Source organism: Streptomyces katrae, assembly GCF_000717655.1.
GTDB lineage: Bacteria > Actinomycetota > Actinomycetes > Streptomycetales > Streptomycetaceae > Streptomyces > Streptomyces katrae_B.
In genome coordinates, this window is sequence record NZ_JNZY01000002.1 from 1 (window position 1) to 17027 (window position 17027).

13 protein-coding genes and 2 pseudogenes are annotated in these 17027 nt (G+C 73.9%); 9 read left to right on the plus strand and 6 right to left on the minus strand.

Annotated elements, in window-relative coordinates; genetic code table 11:
* The first annotated feature begins 149 nt into the window (after positions 1-149).
* Genes IF09_RS39825 through IF09_RS0102180 form a run of 3 tightly spaced genes read left to right on the plus strand, consistent with a single transcriptional unit; the run spans position 150 to position 2598 of the window.
* Positions 150-1472 carry a ferric reductase-like transmembrane domain-containing protein gene (locus tag IF09_RS39825; protein WP_234320882.1) on the plus strand — a complete coding sequence of 441 codons (1323 nt, stop codon included), beginning with the start codon at positions 150-152 and terminating at the stop codon, positions 1470-1472.
* Positions 1473-1502: 30 nt separating this feature from the next.
* On the plus strand, positions 1503-1784 hold the full coding sequence (locus IF09_RS45430; protein WP_158709895.1) for a hypothetical protein: 282 nt from the start codon (positions 1503-1505) through the stop codon (positions 1782-1784).
* Positions 1785-1821: 37 nt separating this feature from the next.
* Positions 1822-2598, plus strand: coding sequence for a sulfite exporter TauE/SafE family protein (locus IF09_RS0102180; RefSeq protein WP_030291363.1), 777 nt, complete (start codon positions 1822-1824; stop codon positions 2596-2598).
* Positions 2599-2615: 17 nt separating this feature from the next.
* On the opposite strand, the gene IF09_RS0102185 is transcribed toward IF09_RS0102180, so the two are convergent.
* Together IF09_RS0102185 and IF09_RS0102190 are read right to left on the minus strand one after the other, a co-directional pair.
* The gene (locus tag IF09_RS0102185; protein WP_030291365.1) at positions 2616-3236 is read right to left on the minus strand and encodes a class F sortase; all 621 of its coding nucleotides are present in this window, start codon (positions 3234-3236) and stop codon (positions 2616-2618) included.
* 139 nt (positions 3237-3375) lie between these two features.
* The gene (locus tag IF09_RS0102190) at positions 3376-3918 is read right to left on the minus strand and encodes a hypothetical protein (protein ID WP_234320866.1); all 543 of its coding nucleotides are present in this window, start codon (positions 3916-3918) and stop codon (positions 3376-3378) included.
* Positions 3919-4537: 619 nt separating this feature from the next.
* On the opposite strand from IF09_RS0102190, the gene cutA reads away from it, so the two are divergent.
* The gene (gene cutA / locus IF09_RS0102195) at positions 4538-4909 is read left to right on the plus strand and encodes a divalent-cation tolerance protein CutA (protein ID WP_234320867.1); all 372 of its coding nucleotides are present in this window, start codon (positions 4538-4540) and stop codon (positions 4907-4909) included.
* On the plus strand, positions 4906-5364 hold the full coding sequence (locus tag IF09_RS42520) for a gamma-glutamylcyclotransferase family protein (RefSeq protein ID WP_078613046.1): 459 nt from the start codon (positions 4906-4908) through the stop codon (positions 5362-5364). Before cutA ends, IF09_RS42520 begins: the two co-directional genes overlap by 4 nt.
* Positions 5365-5442: 78 nt before the next feature.
* On the opposite strand, the pseudogene dnaG reads toward IF09_RS42520, so the two are convergent.
* From dnaG to IF09_RS39830, 4 genes and pseudogenes are all read right to left on the minus strand, one after another.
* Positions 5443-7338, minus strand: a pseudogene (gene dnaG, locus IF09_RS0102200) (DNA primase); the annotation flags it as partial.
* A gap of 34 nt (positions 7339-7372) precedes the next feature.
* Positions 7373-8647: an NAD(P)/FAD-dependent oxidoreductase gene (locus IF09_RS0102205; protein ID WP_030291370.1), complete on the minus strand. Its 1275-nt coding sequence runs from the start codon at positions 8645-8647 to the stop codon at positions 7373-7375.
* A gap of 93 nt (positions 8648-8740) precedes the next feature.
* Entirely contained in the window at positions 8741-10081 is a 1341-nt protein-coding gene (locus IF09_RS0102210; RefSeq protein ID WP_030291371.1) for a deoxyguanosinetriphosphate triphosphohydrolase, read from the minus strand.
* A 65-nt stretch (positions 10082-10146) separates the two neighbouring features.
* Positions 10147-10893: a sirohydrochlorin chelatase gene (locus tag IF09_RS39830; RefSeq protein WP_234320868.1), complete on the minus strand. Its 747-nt coding sequence runs from the start codon at positions 10891-10893 to the stop codon at positions 10147-10149.
* 330 nt (positions 10894-11223) lie between these two features.
* Here IF09_RS39830 and IF09_RS0102220 point away from each other — a divergent pair, with 330 nt between their 5' ends.
* The 4 genes and pseudogenes from IF09_RS0102220 (at position 11224) to IF09_RS0102245 (ending at position 16976) form a co-directional block, all read left to right on the plus strand.
* The gene (locus IF09_RS0102220) at positions 11224-11907 is read left to right on the plus strand and encodes a SanA/YdcF family protein (RefSeq protein ID WP_030291373.1); all 684 of its coding nucleotides are present in this window, start codon (positions 11224-11226) and stop codon (positions 11905-11907) included.
* A gap of 70 nt (positions 11908-11977) precedes the next feature.
* Positions 11978-12748 (plus strand): annotated as a pseudogene (locus tag IF09_RS39835) (SDR family oxidoreductase).
* Positions 12749-12928: 180 nt separating this feature from the next.
* Positions 12929-15007, plus strand: coding sequence for a molybdopterin oxidoreductase family protein (locus IF09_RS0102230; RefSeq protein ID WP_030291375.1), 2079 nt, complete (start codon positions 12929-12931; stop codon positions 15005-15007).
* A gap of 823 nt (positions 15008-15830) precedes the next feature.
* On the plus strand, positions 15831-16976 hold the full coding sequence (locus tag IF09_RS0102245; RefSeq protein WP_418953011.1) for an RNA polymerase sigma factor: 1146 nt from the start codon (positions 15831-15833) through the stop codon (positions 16974-16976).
* The last annotated feature ends 51 nt before the right edge of the window (positions 16977-17027 follow it).

Consider the following 17027-nt stretch of genomic DNA (forward strand, 5'->3'; position numbering starts at 1 on the left):
CCTTTGGCTCCCAGGAGTCAAAGGGGGAGCATTCCTCACATCGTTGACCTGCCAGAACATCCGAATCGAGGTCGCGTGCACGTTAGGGTCCGCTTAAGGATCGGTTCGAGCAGCTCAGCGGCGTTCGGGGCGCCTTTGGCGTGATCCGCATGCGAGATGCGGCGGTGCGGGTCAGGGGCGGGATGCTCGGCGGGGCGGGGTTGGTGGCGCTGCTGTGGGCGGCCCAGGTGCGTCCCTCCGCCCGGCTCGACGCGCTGTTCGCGACCGCCGCCCACCTGACCGGGCTGCTCGCCGGGTACGGCGTGCTGGTGCTGCTCTACCTGATGGCCCGGGTGCCCGCCGTCGAGCACGGGGTCGGCGCCGACCGGCTCGCCCGCTGGCATGCGCTGGGCGGCCGGCACGTGCTGCTGCTCTGCTTAGGGCACGCGCTCTTCGCGCTGTGCGGATACGCCGCCCACCAGGGCGTCGACGTGGTCTGCGCCGTCCGGGAGCTGTTCCGCTACCCCGCGGTGGCCGCCGCCTTCGCCGGGACGGCCCTGCTGGCCGCCGTCGGGGTGACCTCGGCCCGGGCCGTACGCCGCCGGGTCAGCCACGAAACCTGGCGCGGGGTGCACCTTCTCGTCTACCTCGCCGCCTCCCTGGCCTTCGGCCACCAGCTCGCGGGGCCCGATCTGGCCGTGGCCGGCTGGTTCTGGGCCCTCGCCCACGCCACCGTCGCCGTCCTGCTGGTCTGGTACCGGGCCGTGGTCCCCGTACGGCAGGCCCTGCGGCACGCGCTGCGGGTGGCCGAGGTACGGATCGAGGGGCCCGGGGTGGTCTCCCTCGTCGTGTACGGGGAGCACGTGGGGAACTGCGCGCGAAACCGGGCCAGTTCCTGCGCTGGCGGTTCTCCCCCGGCTACCGCTGGGAGGTGCCCCCAGCAGCGCCGGCTGTGGCACACCGCCCTGCCCTTCTCGCTGTCCGCGCCGGTCCGCGGCCACGCCCTGCGGATCACCGTGAAGGCGCTCGGCGGGCACTCCCGCCGGATCCGCCGGCTGCGCCCCGGGACCAGGGTCATCGCCACCGGGCCGTTCGGGGCGCTCACCGCCGCCCGGCGGACGCGGCCCAAGGTGCTGCTGATCGCGGGCGGGGTCGGCATCACGCCGATGCGGGCGCTGTTCGAGACGCTGCCCGGCGGGCCGGGGGAGATCACCCTGCTCTACCGGGCCGGGGCCGAGGAGCACCTGGTCCTGCGGTCCGAGCTGGAGGCCATCGCCGCCGAGCGGCAGGCCGGGCTGCACTACCTGCTCGGTTCCTCGGATGCCGCATACGATCCGCTGGCCCCGCAGGCGCTGCTCGCGCTGGTGCCGGACCTGACCGAGCACGACGTGTACCCCTGCGGGCCGCCGGGGATGGCCGGGGCGACGCAGCGCGCGCTGCTGCGCGCCGGGGTGCCGGCCGGACGCATCCATTCCGAGTGCTTCAGCTTCTGATCCGACCTGCTTCCGAGAGGCCGCCGCGCCATGCGCCATCCGCTGCACGTCCCCCTGTCCGTACCGGTCGGGGCCGCCGCCCCCGCGCCCACGGCCCGGCACCGGGGGCCCCGCCGGCCCTCCGCGCTGCGGGCGGGCGCGGCCGCGCTGGCCTCCGTACCGCCCGCTCGACGGCTCGCGGCCGGGCTGGGGCTGGTCAGCGTGCTGGCCGCGACCGTGCTGACGGCGACGGTGGACCCGGCCGCTCCGGCGGCTCCGGACCGGGTGCCGGGCCGGGAAAGCTCAACCTTTGCGCAAGTTTCCGGGGATTGATGGGCCCTGCACCGACCGGCTTCATAGGGTCGTGGGCGTGCCTGACATATCAACGACCATGATCATCGTGCTGTGCGTGGCCGCCGCCGCGGCCGGCTGGATCGACGCGGTGGTGGGCGGCGGCGGGCTGCTGCTCCTGCCCGCCCTGCTCCTCGGCCTGCCGAACGCCCACCCCGCCGCCGTGCTCGGCACCAACAAGGCCGTGGCCATCGTCGGCACCACGGGCGCGGCGGTGACGTACGTGCGCAAGGCCCCGGTGGACGTGAAGCTCGCCGTCCGGATCGGCCTGGCCGCGCTCGCCGGCTCCATGGGCGGTGCCGCGCTGGCCGGCGGGATCAGCAAGGACGCCCTCCGCCCGCTGATCATGGGGGTGCTCGTGGTCGTCGCGGGCGTCGTGATCTTCAAGCCGGGCTTCGGTACCGCCCCCTCGACCGCGCCCGTCAGCCGGCAGCGGGTGCTGCTCGCCATCGGACTCGCCGGCCTCGGCATCGGCTTCTACGACGGGCTCATCGGGCCCGGCACCGGCACCTTCCTGGTGCTCGCCCTCACGGCGCTGCTCCACCTCGACCTGGTCACCGCATCCGCCACCGCCAAGATCGTCAACTGCTGCACGAACGCCGGGGCGCTCGCGATGTTCGCGTACCAGGGCATGGTGCTGTGGCAGCTGGCCGCGCTGATGGCGGTGTTCAACCTGGCCGGAGGCATGATCGGGGCCCGGATGGCACTGAAGAAGGGGAGCGGGTTCGTCCGCGGCGTACTGCTGACCGTCGTGGGCGCGCTGGTGATCAAGCTCGGTCTGGAGCAGTGGGGCTGACCGCTCCCCGCTCCCCGCTAGTACGTGCCGGTGAGGTGGGCGAAGACGACCACGTTGCCCTGGTAGCCGGTACGGGGCGAGAAGCCCCCGCCGCAGGTGATCACCCGGAGCTCGGCGCGCGGAGAGGGCCCGTACACGCGGGTGTCCGGAAAGCGCTCGGCTTCGTAGACCTCGACCGCGTGGACGGTGAACACGGCCGTACGTCCATCCGCGCGCGGCACCTCGATGGCTGCCCCGCGGTGCAGCGCGCCCAGGTGGTAGAACACCGCCGGGCCGGCGGCGTGGTCGACGTGCCCGACGACGACGGCCGTGCCGACGGCGCCGGGCGTGGTGCCGTCGCGGTACCAGCCCGCCAGGTCGCGGCGGGCGGGCGGGGGCACCTCGATGCTGCCGTCCCGCCCCAGGCCGAGTCCGGTCAGGGGGGCGTCGACCCGGATGGACGGGATCCGGATCCGGGTCGGCGGCGATCCGGGGAGCGGGGCGATGCTGCCGGGGTAGCCCACCCGGTTGCTCAGCGCCTCTGCGGGGGAGGGCAGCGGGGGCCCGACGGACTGGCCGGATCCGCTGCCGACGAGCCAGATGCCGACGCAGGCGGTGAGCGCGACGAGCCCGCCGCGTCCGGCCTGGCCTCTGCCCATGGGTGCCCCCTGGCTGTGTTCCGGGTCCGTGTTCCGTGTGGCAGGCCGTCGCCCGGCCCCGCGAACGGGGGGACCTCGCGGGGCGGGCGACGGGGGACGGTACCGGTCGGACCGCGGCCGCAGCCGCGGTGGGCGCCCGTCAGCTCCGCGTGCCGCTCGCCCGGCGACGCAGGAGCCAGGTACCGCCGACGGCGGCCGCGGCCAGCACGGCCGCTCCCGCCGTGATCTTGGTGGGGTCGACGGTGGAGGTCGTCCCGCCACCCACCCCCGTGCGGACGTGGCCCTGCGGGCCGCGTTCGGTGACGACCAGATCGCCGGTGGCGAACTTGCCGTCGGCGCAGGTCGCGCCGATGTTGTAGGTGCCGGGACGTGTGCCGCGGGCGATCTGGAACTGCCCGATGACCACCTCTTTGTGGGTGCCGGGCACCAGCTTGAAGCGGCCGCCGCCGACCGTGGTGGCATCGCCGTCGGCATGGCTCCCCGGGCCGCACGCGGTGGTGTTCACGGTGACGCTGGCCCCGGGGGCTGCGGATTTCGGCCACACCTCCAGCTTCGCGAAGTCGCCGGGCGCGAAGCCCGCCGTGCCGAGCTCCGCGGCGGCCACCACGCCGGCGACCGGGCCGGTGAACGCGGCGGCGGTCAGCATGGCGGCGGTGAGCACATGGGCGGTGCGTCGGCGCATGGGGACTCCTGGAGACGCGGGGTCGTGTTCCCGAGGAAACCCGGCCGGGCCGCGGCCCGCCTGCTGATGTCTCGTCAGATCTGCTCGGCGGCCGGCCGTTGCCGCAGGTCAAGGCGCCTGAATACGGCCGTTCAGGCGACCCACCCCGTCCGGGTGAGGCCGGGCCCGGAGCGGGCCCGAGCGGGGCTCGGCCCCCGGGCAGCGTCACCGTCGCCGCCGCGCCCGGGTTGGACAGCGTCGCCCGCGCCCCGATCACCGTCGGCTTGTACGACGTCCTTCACGTCCACCGGGGCAGCCCGCCGGCCCCACCTCCGGTGCGTTCTCCAGCGGCTGCGACGGGGGCTCGCGGGTGCCGACCGGCTTGCCCGGCGCCGCGGGGGTGGTGTGGTCGGTCCACAGCGGCCAGAGCGACTCGAGCGAGGACGGCGGTGAGCTGTCGGGTGGTGCGCTTCATCGGGGGCCAAAGAGGTCTGGGAGAGGACGGACCGACGGTAGACGGCCGCGGTCACGGCCACCGGGAGGTTGTGTCACAGCGGTGCGTACGGTGGAAGCGCGCAGGCAGACTCGGGACCGAAGTCCCGGACCGCGCGCTGTCCGCCGTAACCGAGGGAGGGCTCCCGTGACATCAGCCGATCGGCCATCGCCGCCCCAGCCGGCACCGGATCCGGTGCCCGGGGTGCTCACCGTGCTGACCACGGTCGACTCGGCGGAGGCGGCCGCGGCGCTCGCCCGCGGCGCGGTGGAGGCGCGGCTGGCCGCGTGCGCGCAGATCTCCGGGCCGGTGACCTCGGTCTACCACTGGAAGGACGCGCTGGAGACCTCCCAGGAGTGGCAGGTGCTGTTCAAGACCACCACGGCCGCGTACCCGGCCCTGGAGGCCCGGCTGACCGCCGATCACCCGTACGACACACCGGAGATCCTCGCCACCCCGGTGGTGCGGGGCGGCGCGGACTACCTGGCGTGGCTCGCGAGCGAGGTGACGGCCGGATGACCGCCGAGCTCCCCTTCTTCGTGTACGGGACCCTGCGCCCGGGGGAGGTCAACCACGCCCTGTTCCTGCGGGGCCGCACGGCCGCCGAGGAGCCCGCGCGGCTCCCGGACGCGCTCCTCTACGACGGTCCCGGCTACCCGTACGCCGTCCAGCACCCGGGAGCGGAGATCGTCGGCGAGCTGGTCACCCCGGCGCCCGGCACGTACGGGAGGCTCCTGGCCGAACTGGACCGGCTGGAGGAGTACCACGGCCCCGACCGGCCGCTGAACGTCTACGACCGGGTCCGCCGGGACGCGGTCCGCCCGGACGGCACCCGGACCTCCGCCTGGGTCTACCTGGCGGCCCCGCTGCTGGCCCGCCGGCTGCGCGAGTCCGGCACCGAGATACCTGGCGGCGACTGGTTCGGACGACACACCCCCAGGGGGTGTCGTCAAAGTAGCGTCGTCCGCCCGTGAGGGCGGGGCCGGCGAGGTCTGGTGCGTGTGATCGCAAGGCGGAGGTGGGGGTCCCCCCGCCGAAGGCAGGGGGAGGAGGTTGCGCAGGCGCTGGCCGTACTGCTGGAGGACCCAGAGCTCCTCCTGGACCGCCGCCAGTTGCTCCGGCGGGGCCTGCGGGCCCAGGCGCGACATCGCGCCCTGGATCTCGTGGACCCGGCGGTCGACCGCGCGCAGCCGGACCTGGACCAGCTGGACCCCCGCGTACACCTCGTCCACCGTCTTGGCGTGGATGGCCTCGACCGCCAGCTCGGTGACGAGCGCGCGGACCGTGTCGTTCGGCGCGGCGTCGCGGACCCGGGCCAGGTAGTCGTCGGTGCCCAGGGAGGCGCCGCCCGCCGCCTGGATGGCCTCGCGGACCGCCGCGTACGGCGGGGCGGTGAACTCGTCCACCCCGTACGCGTCGAAGGCCGGGGAGACCAGGGCCGGCCGCTGCAGCGCCAGCTTGAGCAGCTCGCGCTCGGTGCGGTGCGCCGGGCTGCGCAGGTTCAGCGCCGGTCCGCCCGCCGCCGGGGCGGAAGGCGCCGGCGGCGCCTCGTACGACGCGTGCGAGGACCGGCCGCGGCCCTGCTGCTGGCCGCCGGGCTGGTTGCCCCGCTCCCGCGCCCAGCGCGCCAGCTGTGCGACCCGCTTGACCACGAACTGCTCGTCCCGGATGCCCAGCATCCCCGCCAGCTGGACCGCCGACTCGTGCTGGATCGCGATGTTCTTGATGTTGGCGACGACCGGCGCCGCCTCGTCCAGCGCGGCCGCCCGGCCCGCCGGGTTCTCCAGGTTGTGCCGGGCCACGATGTGCCGCAGGGCGAACTCGAACAGCGGCGTCCGGGCCTCCACCAGCCCGGCCACGGCCGCGTCCCCCTGCGCCAGGCGCAGGTCGCACGGGTCCATGCCGCCGGGGGCGATGGTGATGGAGGTTTCGGCGGCGAACTTCTGGTCGTCCTCGAAGGCGCGCAGCGCGGCCTTCTGGCCGGCCGCGTCGCCGTCGAAGGTGAAGATCACCTCGGCCGTCGCGTTGTCCATCAGCAGGCGGCGCAGGATCTTGATGTGGTCGCCGCCGAAGGCGGTGCCACAGGTCGCGATCGCGGTCGTGACCCCGGCCATGTGGCAGGCCATCACGTCCGTGTAGCCCTCGACCACCACGGCCCGCGAGGTCTTCGCGATCTCCTTCTTCGCCAGGTCGATGCCGTACAGCACCTGGGACTTCTTGTAGATCGCCGTCTCGGGCGTGTTGAGGTACTTCGGCCCGTTGTCGTCGTCGCGCAGCTTGCGCGCGCCGAAGCCGACCACCTCGCCGCTGATGTCGCGGATCGGCCACATGAGCCGGCCGCGGAAGCGGTCGATGGGCTTGCCGCTGCGGCTGTCCTGGGCCAGGCCGGAGGTGATCAGCTCCTTGTCGCTGAAGCCCTTGCCGCGCAGGAAGCGCGTCAGGTGGTCCCAGCCGGCCGGGCTGTACCCGACGCTGAAGTGCTCGGCGGCGGCCTGGTCGAAGCCGCGCTCCGCCAGGAACCTGCGGCCGATCTCCGCCTCGGCGCTGCCCAGCTGCTCGACGTAGAACTGGGCGGCCGCCTTGTGCGCCTCGACGAGCCGGATGCGCTCGCCGCGGCCGCTGGTGCCGGCGGTATAGCCGCCCTCCTCGTACCGCAGCGTGATGCCGGCCTGTCCGGCGAGGCGCTCGACCGCTTCGGAGAACGACAGGTGGTCGATCTTCATGATGAAGTCGAGGGTGTCCCCGCCCGCCTGGCAGCCGAAGCAGTGGTAGAGACCCTTGCTGGGGCTGACCTGGAAGGACGGGGACTTCTCGTCGTGGAAGGGGCAGAGGCCCTTGAGGTTGCCGCCGCCCGCGTTGCGCAGTTGGAGGTAGTCGGAGACCACGGCGTCGATCGGGACCGCGTCCCGTACCGCCTTCACGTCGTCGTCGTTGATCCGTCCTGCCACCCGTGAAGTCTACGGCCGGACGCCGACAAACCCGTCAGGCCCCCTGGCCCTCCAGCAGGGAGTCAAGCGGAATCGACGGGTCCGCCAGTGCCTCGCGGTTGACCTGCGCCTTCGACCGGATCAGGGCCTGGATGTGCTCGGTGACATCCCACACATTCACGTTCATTCCGGCCAGCACGCGCCCCTCCGACAGCCAGAACGCGATGAACTCCCGCTTGGCCGCGTCGCCGCGGATCAGCACCTGGTCGTAGCCGCCCACCGGGGCGTACCCCGAGTACTCCAGGCCCACGTCGTACTGGTCGGAGAAGAAGTACGGCACCCGGTCGTACGACACCTCCTGCCCCAGCATCGCCCGCGCCGCGGCGGGGCCGCCGTTGAGCGCGTTCGCCCAGTGCTCGACCCGCAGCCGGGTCCCGAGCAGGGGGTGGTGCGCGGCGGCCACGTCCCCGACGGCGAACACGTTCGGGTCGTTGGTCCGCAGCGAGGCGTCCACGGCGATGCCGCCGCCGTGCTGCCGGTCGACCAGGGCCAGCCCGGAGGTCTCGGCGAGCGCGGTCCGCGGAGCGGCCCCGATCGCCGCGAGCACGGCGTGGGCGGGGTGCTCCTCCCCGTCGTCGGTCCGGGCGGCGAGCACCATGCCGTCGTGCCCGACGATCTCGGTGAGCCGCGAACCGAAGTGGAAGCGGACCCCGTGCTCCGCGTGCAGGTCGCCGAACAGCCGGCCGATCTCCGGGCCGAGCACCGCGTGCAGCGGGGTGGCCAGCGGCTCGATCACGGTGACCTCGGCCCCGTACCCGCGGGCCGCGGCGGCGACCTCCAGGCCGATCCAGCCGGCCCCCGCGATCAGCAGATGGCCGTTGTCCCGGCCGAGGGTGGCCAGTACGCCCTTCAGCCGCTCGGCGTGGGCGAGCCGGCGCAGGTGGTGCACCCCGGCCAGGCCCGTGCCCGGGATGTCGAGGCGGCGCGGCTCGGCCCCGGTGGCCAGCAGCAGCTTGTCGTAGTGCAGCGCCGTGCCGTCGCCGAGGACGACCTTCCTGGCCTCCCGGTCCAGGTGGACCGCGGGCTGGCCGAGGTGCAGCTCGACGTCGGCCCGGGCGTACCAGGACGGCTCGTGGACGAAGACGCTGTCGCGCTCCTCCTTGCCCTGGAGGTACCCCTTGGACAGCGGGGGCCGTTCGTAGGGATGGTCGCGCTCGTCGCCGATCAGGATCACCCGCCCCGTGAACCCCTCGGACCTCAGCGTCTCGGCCGCCTTAGCTCCGGCAAGCCCTGCGCCGACGATGACGAATGTCCGGTGTGCGTCGACCACCTGATGCCTCCTCATAACCTCTCCGCCACATGCGACCACATGCGAGCGTCCCGCACCGAGCCTGCCGCGTGAAGGGGGAATGGCCCGATCGGCTCACCCTTCGGACCGGCGCGTGCGCCGCGTGAGCCGGGCGTGCAGGGAGCGCGCAGAGGCGTCCGTGAGCGCCGCGATCTGGTCGACGACCGCGCGTTTGCGGGCCTTGTCGTCGGGCGCGGCGTCGAAGGCCGCCCGGAACTGCGGGTCCAGTCCCTCGGGTGCGCGGGCGCTGAGTGCCTCGGCAAGTTCGGCCAGGACGATGCGCTGGTCGGCGCGCAGCCGCTCCTGCTCGTCGCGCTGCATCACGTACAGGTCGGCGACGGCCTTGAGGACCGCGCACTCGTTGCGCGCCTCGCGCGGGACGACCAGCTCGGCCGCGTACCGGGTCAGCCGGCCGGAGCCGTACGCCTCGCGGGTGGCGCCCTCGGCGGCCAGGCAGAACCGGCCGATCAGCTGGCTGGTGGCGTCCTTGAGGCGGGCCTGGGCGACGGCCGATCCGTCGTACCCGTGTGGCCACCACTCCTGCTCCATCAGCCGGTCGAGGGCCTCGCGCAGCTCCTCCGGCTCGGTGTCGGCCGGCACGTACCGGCCGATCGCCACCCGCCAGATGGCCGTGCGCTCGGGTTCGGCGAAGAGGAGGTTGGGGTCGAGGTGTCCGGCGTGCAGGCCGTCCTCGAAGTCGTGGACGGAGTACGCGACGTCGTCCGACCAGTCCATCACCTGGGCCTCGAAGCACTTGCGGTCCGCGGGCGCGCCGCGCCGCAGCCACTCGAAGACCGGCAGGTCGTCCTCGTACGCGCCGAACTTGACCGAGTCGGGGTCGGTCGGGTGGCCGCCGCGGGCCCACGGGTACTTGGTGGCTGCGTCCAGGCAGGCCCGGGTGAGGTTGAGCCCGACGCTGACGGGCTCGCCGCCGGCCGGGCCGGGCACGAACCGCTTCGGCTCCAGGCGGGTCAGCAGGCGCAGCGACTGGGCGTTGCCCTCGAAACCGCCGCAGTCCTTGGCGAACTCGTTCAGCGCCTCCTCGCCGTTGTGCCCGAAGGGCGGGTGGCCCATGTCGTGCGAGAGGCAGGCGGCCTCGACGAGGTCGGGATCGCAGCCGAGGGCCGCGCCGAGCTCGCGGCCGACCTGGGCGCACTCCAGGGAGTGCGTCAGCCGGGTGCGGGGGCTGGCGTCCCAGTCGTACGAGCGGCTGCCGGGGGTGACCACCTGGGTCTTCCCGGCGAGGCGGCGCAGCGCGCCGGAGTGCAGGACACGGGCCCGGTCGCGCTGGAAGGCGGTGCGGCCGGGCCGTTTGTCGGGCTCGGCGGCCCAGCGCTCGGTGTCGGACGCGTCGTAAGGGCCGTTCGGGTCGAGGTGGCGGACGGGTGCGCTGGCGGTGCCTTCCATGCCTTCCATGCTCAGACGGTAACCGGAAGCACCGACAATGCGACCAATCTGAGCAATCCGCGCCAAGGCGGTCTTTATGCAGGGGCCAGTTTCAGGGCGGCCGGGAAGCCCATGGCGGCCAGGGAGGTCCGCTGCCGGGCCAGGGCCTCGTCGTAGCGCTGCAGTACGAGGCGGGCCAGGGCCGGGTGGTCGCCGAGCGGCGCGGCCGCCGGGCCGGGCGCGGCGGCGGCGCTCTGCGCGGCGAAGCGGCCGGGGGCCGTGAAGTACGAGGCCACCGCGATCCGGTGGTGGCCGCGGGCGGCGAGGGCGCGGACGGCGTCGGGGACGGCGGGAGCCGCGGCGGAGGCGTAGGCGGGTACGACGGGCGCGCCGCCGAGGCGCTCGGAGAGCAGGGCGGCGGTGCGGCGGGTGTCGGCCGCCGAGTCGGGGTCGCGGGAGCCGGCGGCGGCGAGGACGACGGCCGTACTCGCGCCGGGGGACCAGCCGGCCTCGACCAGGCGCTCGTACAGGGCCTCGACCAGCAGCGGGTGCGGGCCGAGCGGGGCGGCGACGCAGGTGTCGAGGTGGGCGGCGCGGGCGGCCGCTGCGGGGAGGTCCCGCTTGACGTGGTGGCCGCGGCCGAGGAGCAGCGGGACGAGCACGGCCGCGCCGGTGGTCTCCTCGAGGGTCTCGCCGAGGAGCGGCCGGTTCAGCTCGACGTGTCCGAGCCGGACGTCGAGGCGGGGGCGGAGCTCGCGGATCCGGTCGAGGAGGGCCAGGACGGTGGGGAGGGCGCGGGGGTCGCGGCTGCCGTGGGCGACGGCGACGAGGGTGGGCTGCATGGGCGGACTCCGTCGGACCGGTCCCCCGCGGTGTGCCATGGGCGCAGTCCGCTGAGCTGCATGCCGAGTTGGGTGGTGATCCGGGTCAGCAGGTCAGTGGCCGTGGCGGGGGGAAAGGGGAGGGACAGGGACTCGGGAGGGTGCACCAGCTCCGTCATGCACCGATCCTGCGGGCCGGAGGTTGCGGGGGCGTTGCGCGGGGGTGACGGGTGTTTTCCGGGTGCTCACCCGCTCATTCGTCCGAGTGAAAGGCGGGGGAGGGGGAACTGGGGGCCGGGCGTAGATCGTCAATGTGTGCGAACGACGTGTGGTGCAACGGGGGGATCGACCATGAAGCTGAAACTGGTGCCGGGCTGGACGAGGACGGTGGCGGGGCGACGGCGGGCCGTTCAGGCGGTGGTCGCCGGGTGTGTGCTGCTCCTGCTGCCGTCGGCATGGACGCATGCGGCGGCCGCGGACCGGCTGCGGAGTACGGCCGATGCGCCGGCCACCGAGGTGGCGGTGGTGTTCGGGGCGGGGCTGTGGAACGGGCGGCCGACACCGTATCTGGCCAGACGGCTCGATGCGGCGGCCGAGCTGTACCGGACCGGCAAGGCCAAGGTCGTGCTCGTCACCGGGGACAACAGCCGCACCGAGTACGACGAGCCCGACGCGATGCGCACGTACCTGACCGCCCACGGGGTGCCGGGCGAGCGCATCGTCAGCGACTACGCCGGCTTCGACACCTGGGACTCCTGTGTCCGGGCGAAGGAGATCTTCGGGGTGAAGCGGGCCGTGCTGATCAGCCAGGGCTTCCACATACGCCGGGCCGTCGCGCTGTGCGATGCGGCGGGCGTGGAGGCGTACGGGGTCGGGGTGGACGACGAGCACGATTCGACCTGGTACTACGGCGGCACGCGCGAGGTCTTCGCGGCGGGCAAGGCGGCGCTCGACGCGGTGTTGAAGCCGGAACCGCGGTTCATGGGGCCGAAGGAACCGGGGGTGTCGCGGGCCCTGGGTGCTCTGGCAAACTGACGCGCCGTCGGCTTTCTATGCCGAATAGTCATATACGAGGTGGCCGTCTCGCCGTCAGGGGTGTGGAACCGTGGCTGTTGTGGATCTGAGCGGCAAGGCCGTCGTCATCACCGGGGGAGCCCGGGGCCTGGGCGCGGCGGCGGCGCAGGCCGTCGTGGACGGCGGCGGCAGCGTGCTGATCACCGACGTGCTGGAGGCGTAGGGCGCGGAGACGGCCGAGAAGCTGGGTGGCGCGGCGCGGTTCCTGCGGCACGACGTCACGAGCGAGGCCGACTGGCAGGCCGCCCTCGACCACGCCGTGGCCGAGTTCGGCCGGATGGACGGGCTCGTGAACAACGCCGGCGTACCCACCGGGCAGCTCCTGAAGCACGAGAGCGTCGAACACTTCCGCCAGGTCGTCGAGATCAACCTGGTCGGCACCTTCATCGGCATCAAGACCGCGATACCGCTGCTGCGGGCGAACGGCGGCGGTTCCGTCGTCAACATCTCGTCCGCGGCAGGGCTCGCCGGCCTGGCGCTCACCGCGGGGTACGGGGCCTCCAAGTGGGGCGTGCGCGGCCTGTCGAAGATCGGCGCGGTCGAGCTCGCGGAGGCGAGGATCCGGGTCAACTCGGTACACCCGGGCATGACGCTGACCCCGATGACCGCCCCGGTCGGCATCCGGCCCGGCGAGGGCAACTTCCCCGGCGCCCCGATGGGCCGCGTCGGCGCCCCGGAGGAGATAGCCGCCGCGGTCGCCTTCCTCCTCTCCGACGCCGCCGCGTACATGACGGGCGCCGAACTCGCGGTGGACGGCGGCTGGACCGCCGGACTGACCGTCCGGAACCTCACCGGCCGGTAGCACCGGCCCCGGCCGCGCGTCGGCGGCTCCGCCGGGCGTCGGTGGGCCCCGGCCGGGCGGCGGCCTGCAGGCGCGTCCGGCGGGCCTCACCGGGCCGGCCGGTCCGCGCTGAGGTGCCCGTACGGGAGGTGTAACCGGAGGCGGCGGCCCGCGTAACACCGCCGCTGCAGGCTGGGCCGTATGCACACCCCGGACTCCGCCACCGCCACGCACTGCCCGTACTGCGCGCTGCAGTGCGGGATGAACCTCCGCCCTGAGCCGGGCGGCGCGAGCGTCGTGGTGGAGGAGCGGGCGGATTTCCCCGTGAACCGGGGTGCGCTGTGCGGCAAGGGGCGCACCGCCCCCGCCGTGCTCTCCTCCCGGGTGCGCCTGACCGGGCCACTCGTCCGCACCCACGCCGGGCGGCTGGAGCCGGCCACCTGGGAGGAGGCCCTCGACACCGTCGCCGAGGGCCTCGCCCGCACGGGCCGTACGCACGGGCGCGACGCAGTCGGGGTGTTCGGCGGCGGCGGGCTGACCAACGAGAAGGCCTACGCGCTCGGCAAGTTCGCCCGGGTCGCCCTGCGGACCTCGCAGATCGACTACAACGGCCGCTTCTGCATGTCCTCGGCCGCAGCCGCCCACCAGCGGGCCTTCGGACTGGACCGCGGGCTCCCCTTCCCCCTGGAGGACATCCCGCGGACCGGCTGCGTCATCCTCGTCGGCTCGAACCTGGCCGAGACCATGCCGCCCGCCCTGCGGTACCTCACCGAACTCAAGGCGAACGGCGGCACGCTGATCGTCATCGACCCGCGCCGGACCCGCACCGCCGAGCAGGCCGACCTGCACCTCGCCCCCCGCCCCGGTACGGACCTGGCCCTCGCGCTGGGCCTGCTGCACCTGGTCGTCGCCGAAGGCCGCACCGACGAGGAGTTCATCGCCGAGCGGACCACCGGCTGGGAGGAGGCCCGGGCCGCGGCGATGGCGCACTGGCCTGAGCTGGTGGAGCGGATCACCGGCGTGCCCGTCCCGAAACTCCGCGAGGCGGTCTCCCTGTTCTGCGCGCCGTCCTCCGCGATGGTCCTGACCGCCCGCGGGCCCGAGCAGCAGTCCAAGGGCACCGACACCGTCGGCGCGTGGATCAACCTGTGCCTGGCCACCGGCCGTGCCGGCCGCCCGCTCTCCGGGTACGGCTGCCTCACCGGCCAGGGCAACGGCCAAGGCGGCCGCGAGCACGGCCAGAAGGCCGACCAGCTCCCCGGCTACCGCAAGCTCACCGACCCCGCGGCGCGGGCGCACGTCGCCGAGGTCTGGGGCGTCGACCCCGACAGCCTGCCCGCCCCGGGCCGCAGTGCGTACGAACTCCTCGACGCCCTCGGCACGGACGTGAAGGCCCTCCTCCTCATGGGCTCCAACCCGGTGGTCTCGGCCCCCCGCGCCGCCCACATCGAGGACCGCATCCGCTCCCTGGACTTCCTGGCGGTGGCGGACGTGGTCCTCTCCGAGACGGCGGCCCTCGCCGACGTGGTCCTCCCCGTCACCCAGTGGGCGGAGGAGACCGGCACCACCACCAACCTGGAGGGCCGCGTCCTGCTGCGCCGCCGCGCCCTGACCCCGCCGCCGGGGGTGCGCACCGACCTGGAGGTCCTGCACGGGCTTGCCGCCCGCCTCGGCATCGAAAAGGGTTTCCCCACCGTCCCCGAGGAGGTCTTCGAGGAGCTCCGCCGCGCCTCGGCCGGCGGCCCGGCGGACTACTCGGGCATCTCCTACGCCCGTATCGAGGCCGAACAGGGCGTCTTCTGGCCCTGCCCGGACGATGCCCACGCCGGCACGCCGCGGCTCTTCCTGGACCGCTTCGCCACCGACGACGGCCGGGCCCGCTTCGTCCCCGTCTCCCACCGCGACGCGGCCGAGATCCCCGATGCCGAGTACCCCGTCCTGCTCACCACCGGCCGCGTGGTCGCCCAGTACCAGTCGGGCGCCCAGACCCGCCGCGTGGACGAGCTCAACGCGGCCGCCCCCGGCGCCTTCGTGGAACTCCACCCGCGCCTCGCGTCCCGTATCGGCGCGGTCGAGGGCGCCCCGCTCGCGGTCGTCTCCCGCCGCGGCCGCGCGGTGGCCCCGGCCCGCATCACGGACACGATCCGCGCGGACACGGTCTTCATGCCGTTCCACTGGCCGGGCGAGGGCCGTGCCAACTCCCTGACCAACCCGGCCCTTGACCCGGTGTCCCGGATGCCGGAGTTCAAGGTCTGCGCGGTCCGCGTCGAGCCGGCCTGACCGTCGGCCGGCTCCGCCGGTCGAACGTCGGCGCCAGCGCGGCCGGCAGCCGCTCCGCGCGGGACGCGGCGGAGCCGGAGATCCCCTGGCAGTCCGCCCGGCAGACGCCCCCGGTCGGCCCACTTGACCTCGGAGAAGGCCTCCAGCGCCAGCGGGGTGTCCGGTGTCCCGGGGTGCCTTCGGCGGGAAGTGCTCGCCCGACTCCCGGAACCGTGTGGATCAGCTCGTACGGGTGCGAGTGCAGCGCTCGGCGAGCAGGACCGCGTCGTAGAGGACCCATGTCCTGCGGTTACGTCCAGATGCCCTCGGAGACCGCCCCGCCGGCCGGGATCACCAGCCCGCCCTGCGCGGAAGCGGCCCGCTCGGCCGCCTCCGCGACGGCCGCCGGCATCTGCTCCGTGCGCGGCTCCTCGATCGCCCAGTCCCGGGGACCACCACGAAGTCCCGTCGCCGGGGCCCGGGCGGTCCGTGGTCCAGGGGACCGTCTCCATCGTGACCCGCACCGGGTCGGAGCCCGCCGCCCGCAGCCGGGGCACCGGGGCCTCGCGGCCGTCGCGGTCCCGCAGGGTCGGCATCGGCTGGGACACCATCCGGCCCGCCGGCAGGATGTGCGTCACCTTCAACCCCCGCCCCCCGGCCCCGCTTCGAGCCGCGCCGGCTCAGCCGGGGCCGGGCAGCGCACCGTCACGTGGGTTTCGTACTCGGACACGGCATCGGTCTTCTCGGACATGCGTCCGATCCGCATCGGGATTCCCGCCGGGGGGTAACCATCCGGTCACGCACCGGACTCAGAAAGTGCTCGCACGCCCCTCGTGGCAGTGATGTGTCGTACCCCACACTGAGGTGCGGTGCCCCCGTCCTCGGAGCCCTGGAGGTCGCCCCCGTGCAGACCCAGATCCTGACCGTCAACGTGAGCCCGCCCGTCCAGGACACCGAGGCCACTGCGGGTGAAGAGCCCGAGGTCGACGCCGTGGACGAGGAGCCCGAAGAGCCCGAGGTGCTGGAGCTGATCGAGCAGGTGCCCGAGCAGCGTCGGCGCGCGGACAGCGGCGGAGCAGGCCCTTCCGCCGACCTGTTCCGGCAGTACCTGCGCGAGATAGGCAGGATCCCGCTGCTCTCCGCCGCCGAGGAGGTCGAGCTCGCGCGCCGCGTCGAAGCCGGACTCTTCGCCGAGGAGAAGCTGGGCAACACCCCCGACCTCGACCTGCGGCTCGCCCTCGACCTCGACAAGCTCGTCGTCATGGGGCGGATGGCCAAGAGGCGCCTCATCGAGTCGAACCTGAGGCTCGTCGTCTCCGTCGCGAAGCGCTACGTGGGCCGCGGGCTCACCATGCTCGACCTCGTGCAGGAGGGGAACCTCGGGCTCATCCGGGCCGTTGAGAAGTTCGACTACGCCCGGGGCTACAAGTTCTCCACCTACGCCACCTGGTGGATCCGGCAGGCCATGTCGCGGGCCCTCGCAGACCAGGCCCGCACCATCCGCGTACCCGTGCACGTCGTGGAGCTGATCAACCGCGTCGTGCGCGTACAGCGCCGCATGCTCCAGGAACGCGGGTACGAGCCCACCGCCGAAGAGGTCGCCGTCCACCTCGAGCTGACCCCCGAGCGGGTCCTGGAGGTGCTGCGCCTCGCCCAGGAGCCGGTCTCGCTCCACGCGCCGGTCGGCGAGGAGGACGACGTCGCCCTCGGCGACCTGATCGAGGACGGGGACGCGGCCTCGCCCATGGAGTCCGCCGCGTTCTTCCTGCTCCGCGAGCACCTGGAAGCCGTGCTGTCGACCCTCGGCGAGCGTGAACGCAAGGTCGTCCAGCTGCGCTACGGCCTGGCCGACGGCCGGCCCCGCACGCTGGAGGAGATCGGCCGGATCTTCGGCGTGACGCGCGAGCGGATCCGGCAGATCGAGTCCAAGACGCTCAACAAGCTGCGCGACCACGCCTTCGCCGACCAGCTCCGCGGCTACCTGGACTGAGTACGGAGAAGGGGTGCCCTCTGCCGAGAGGGCACCCCCTGCCAAGCCGAC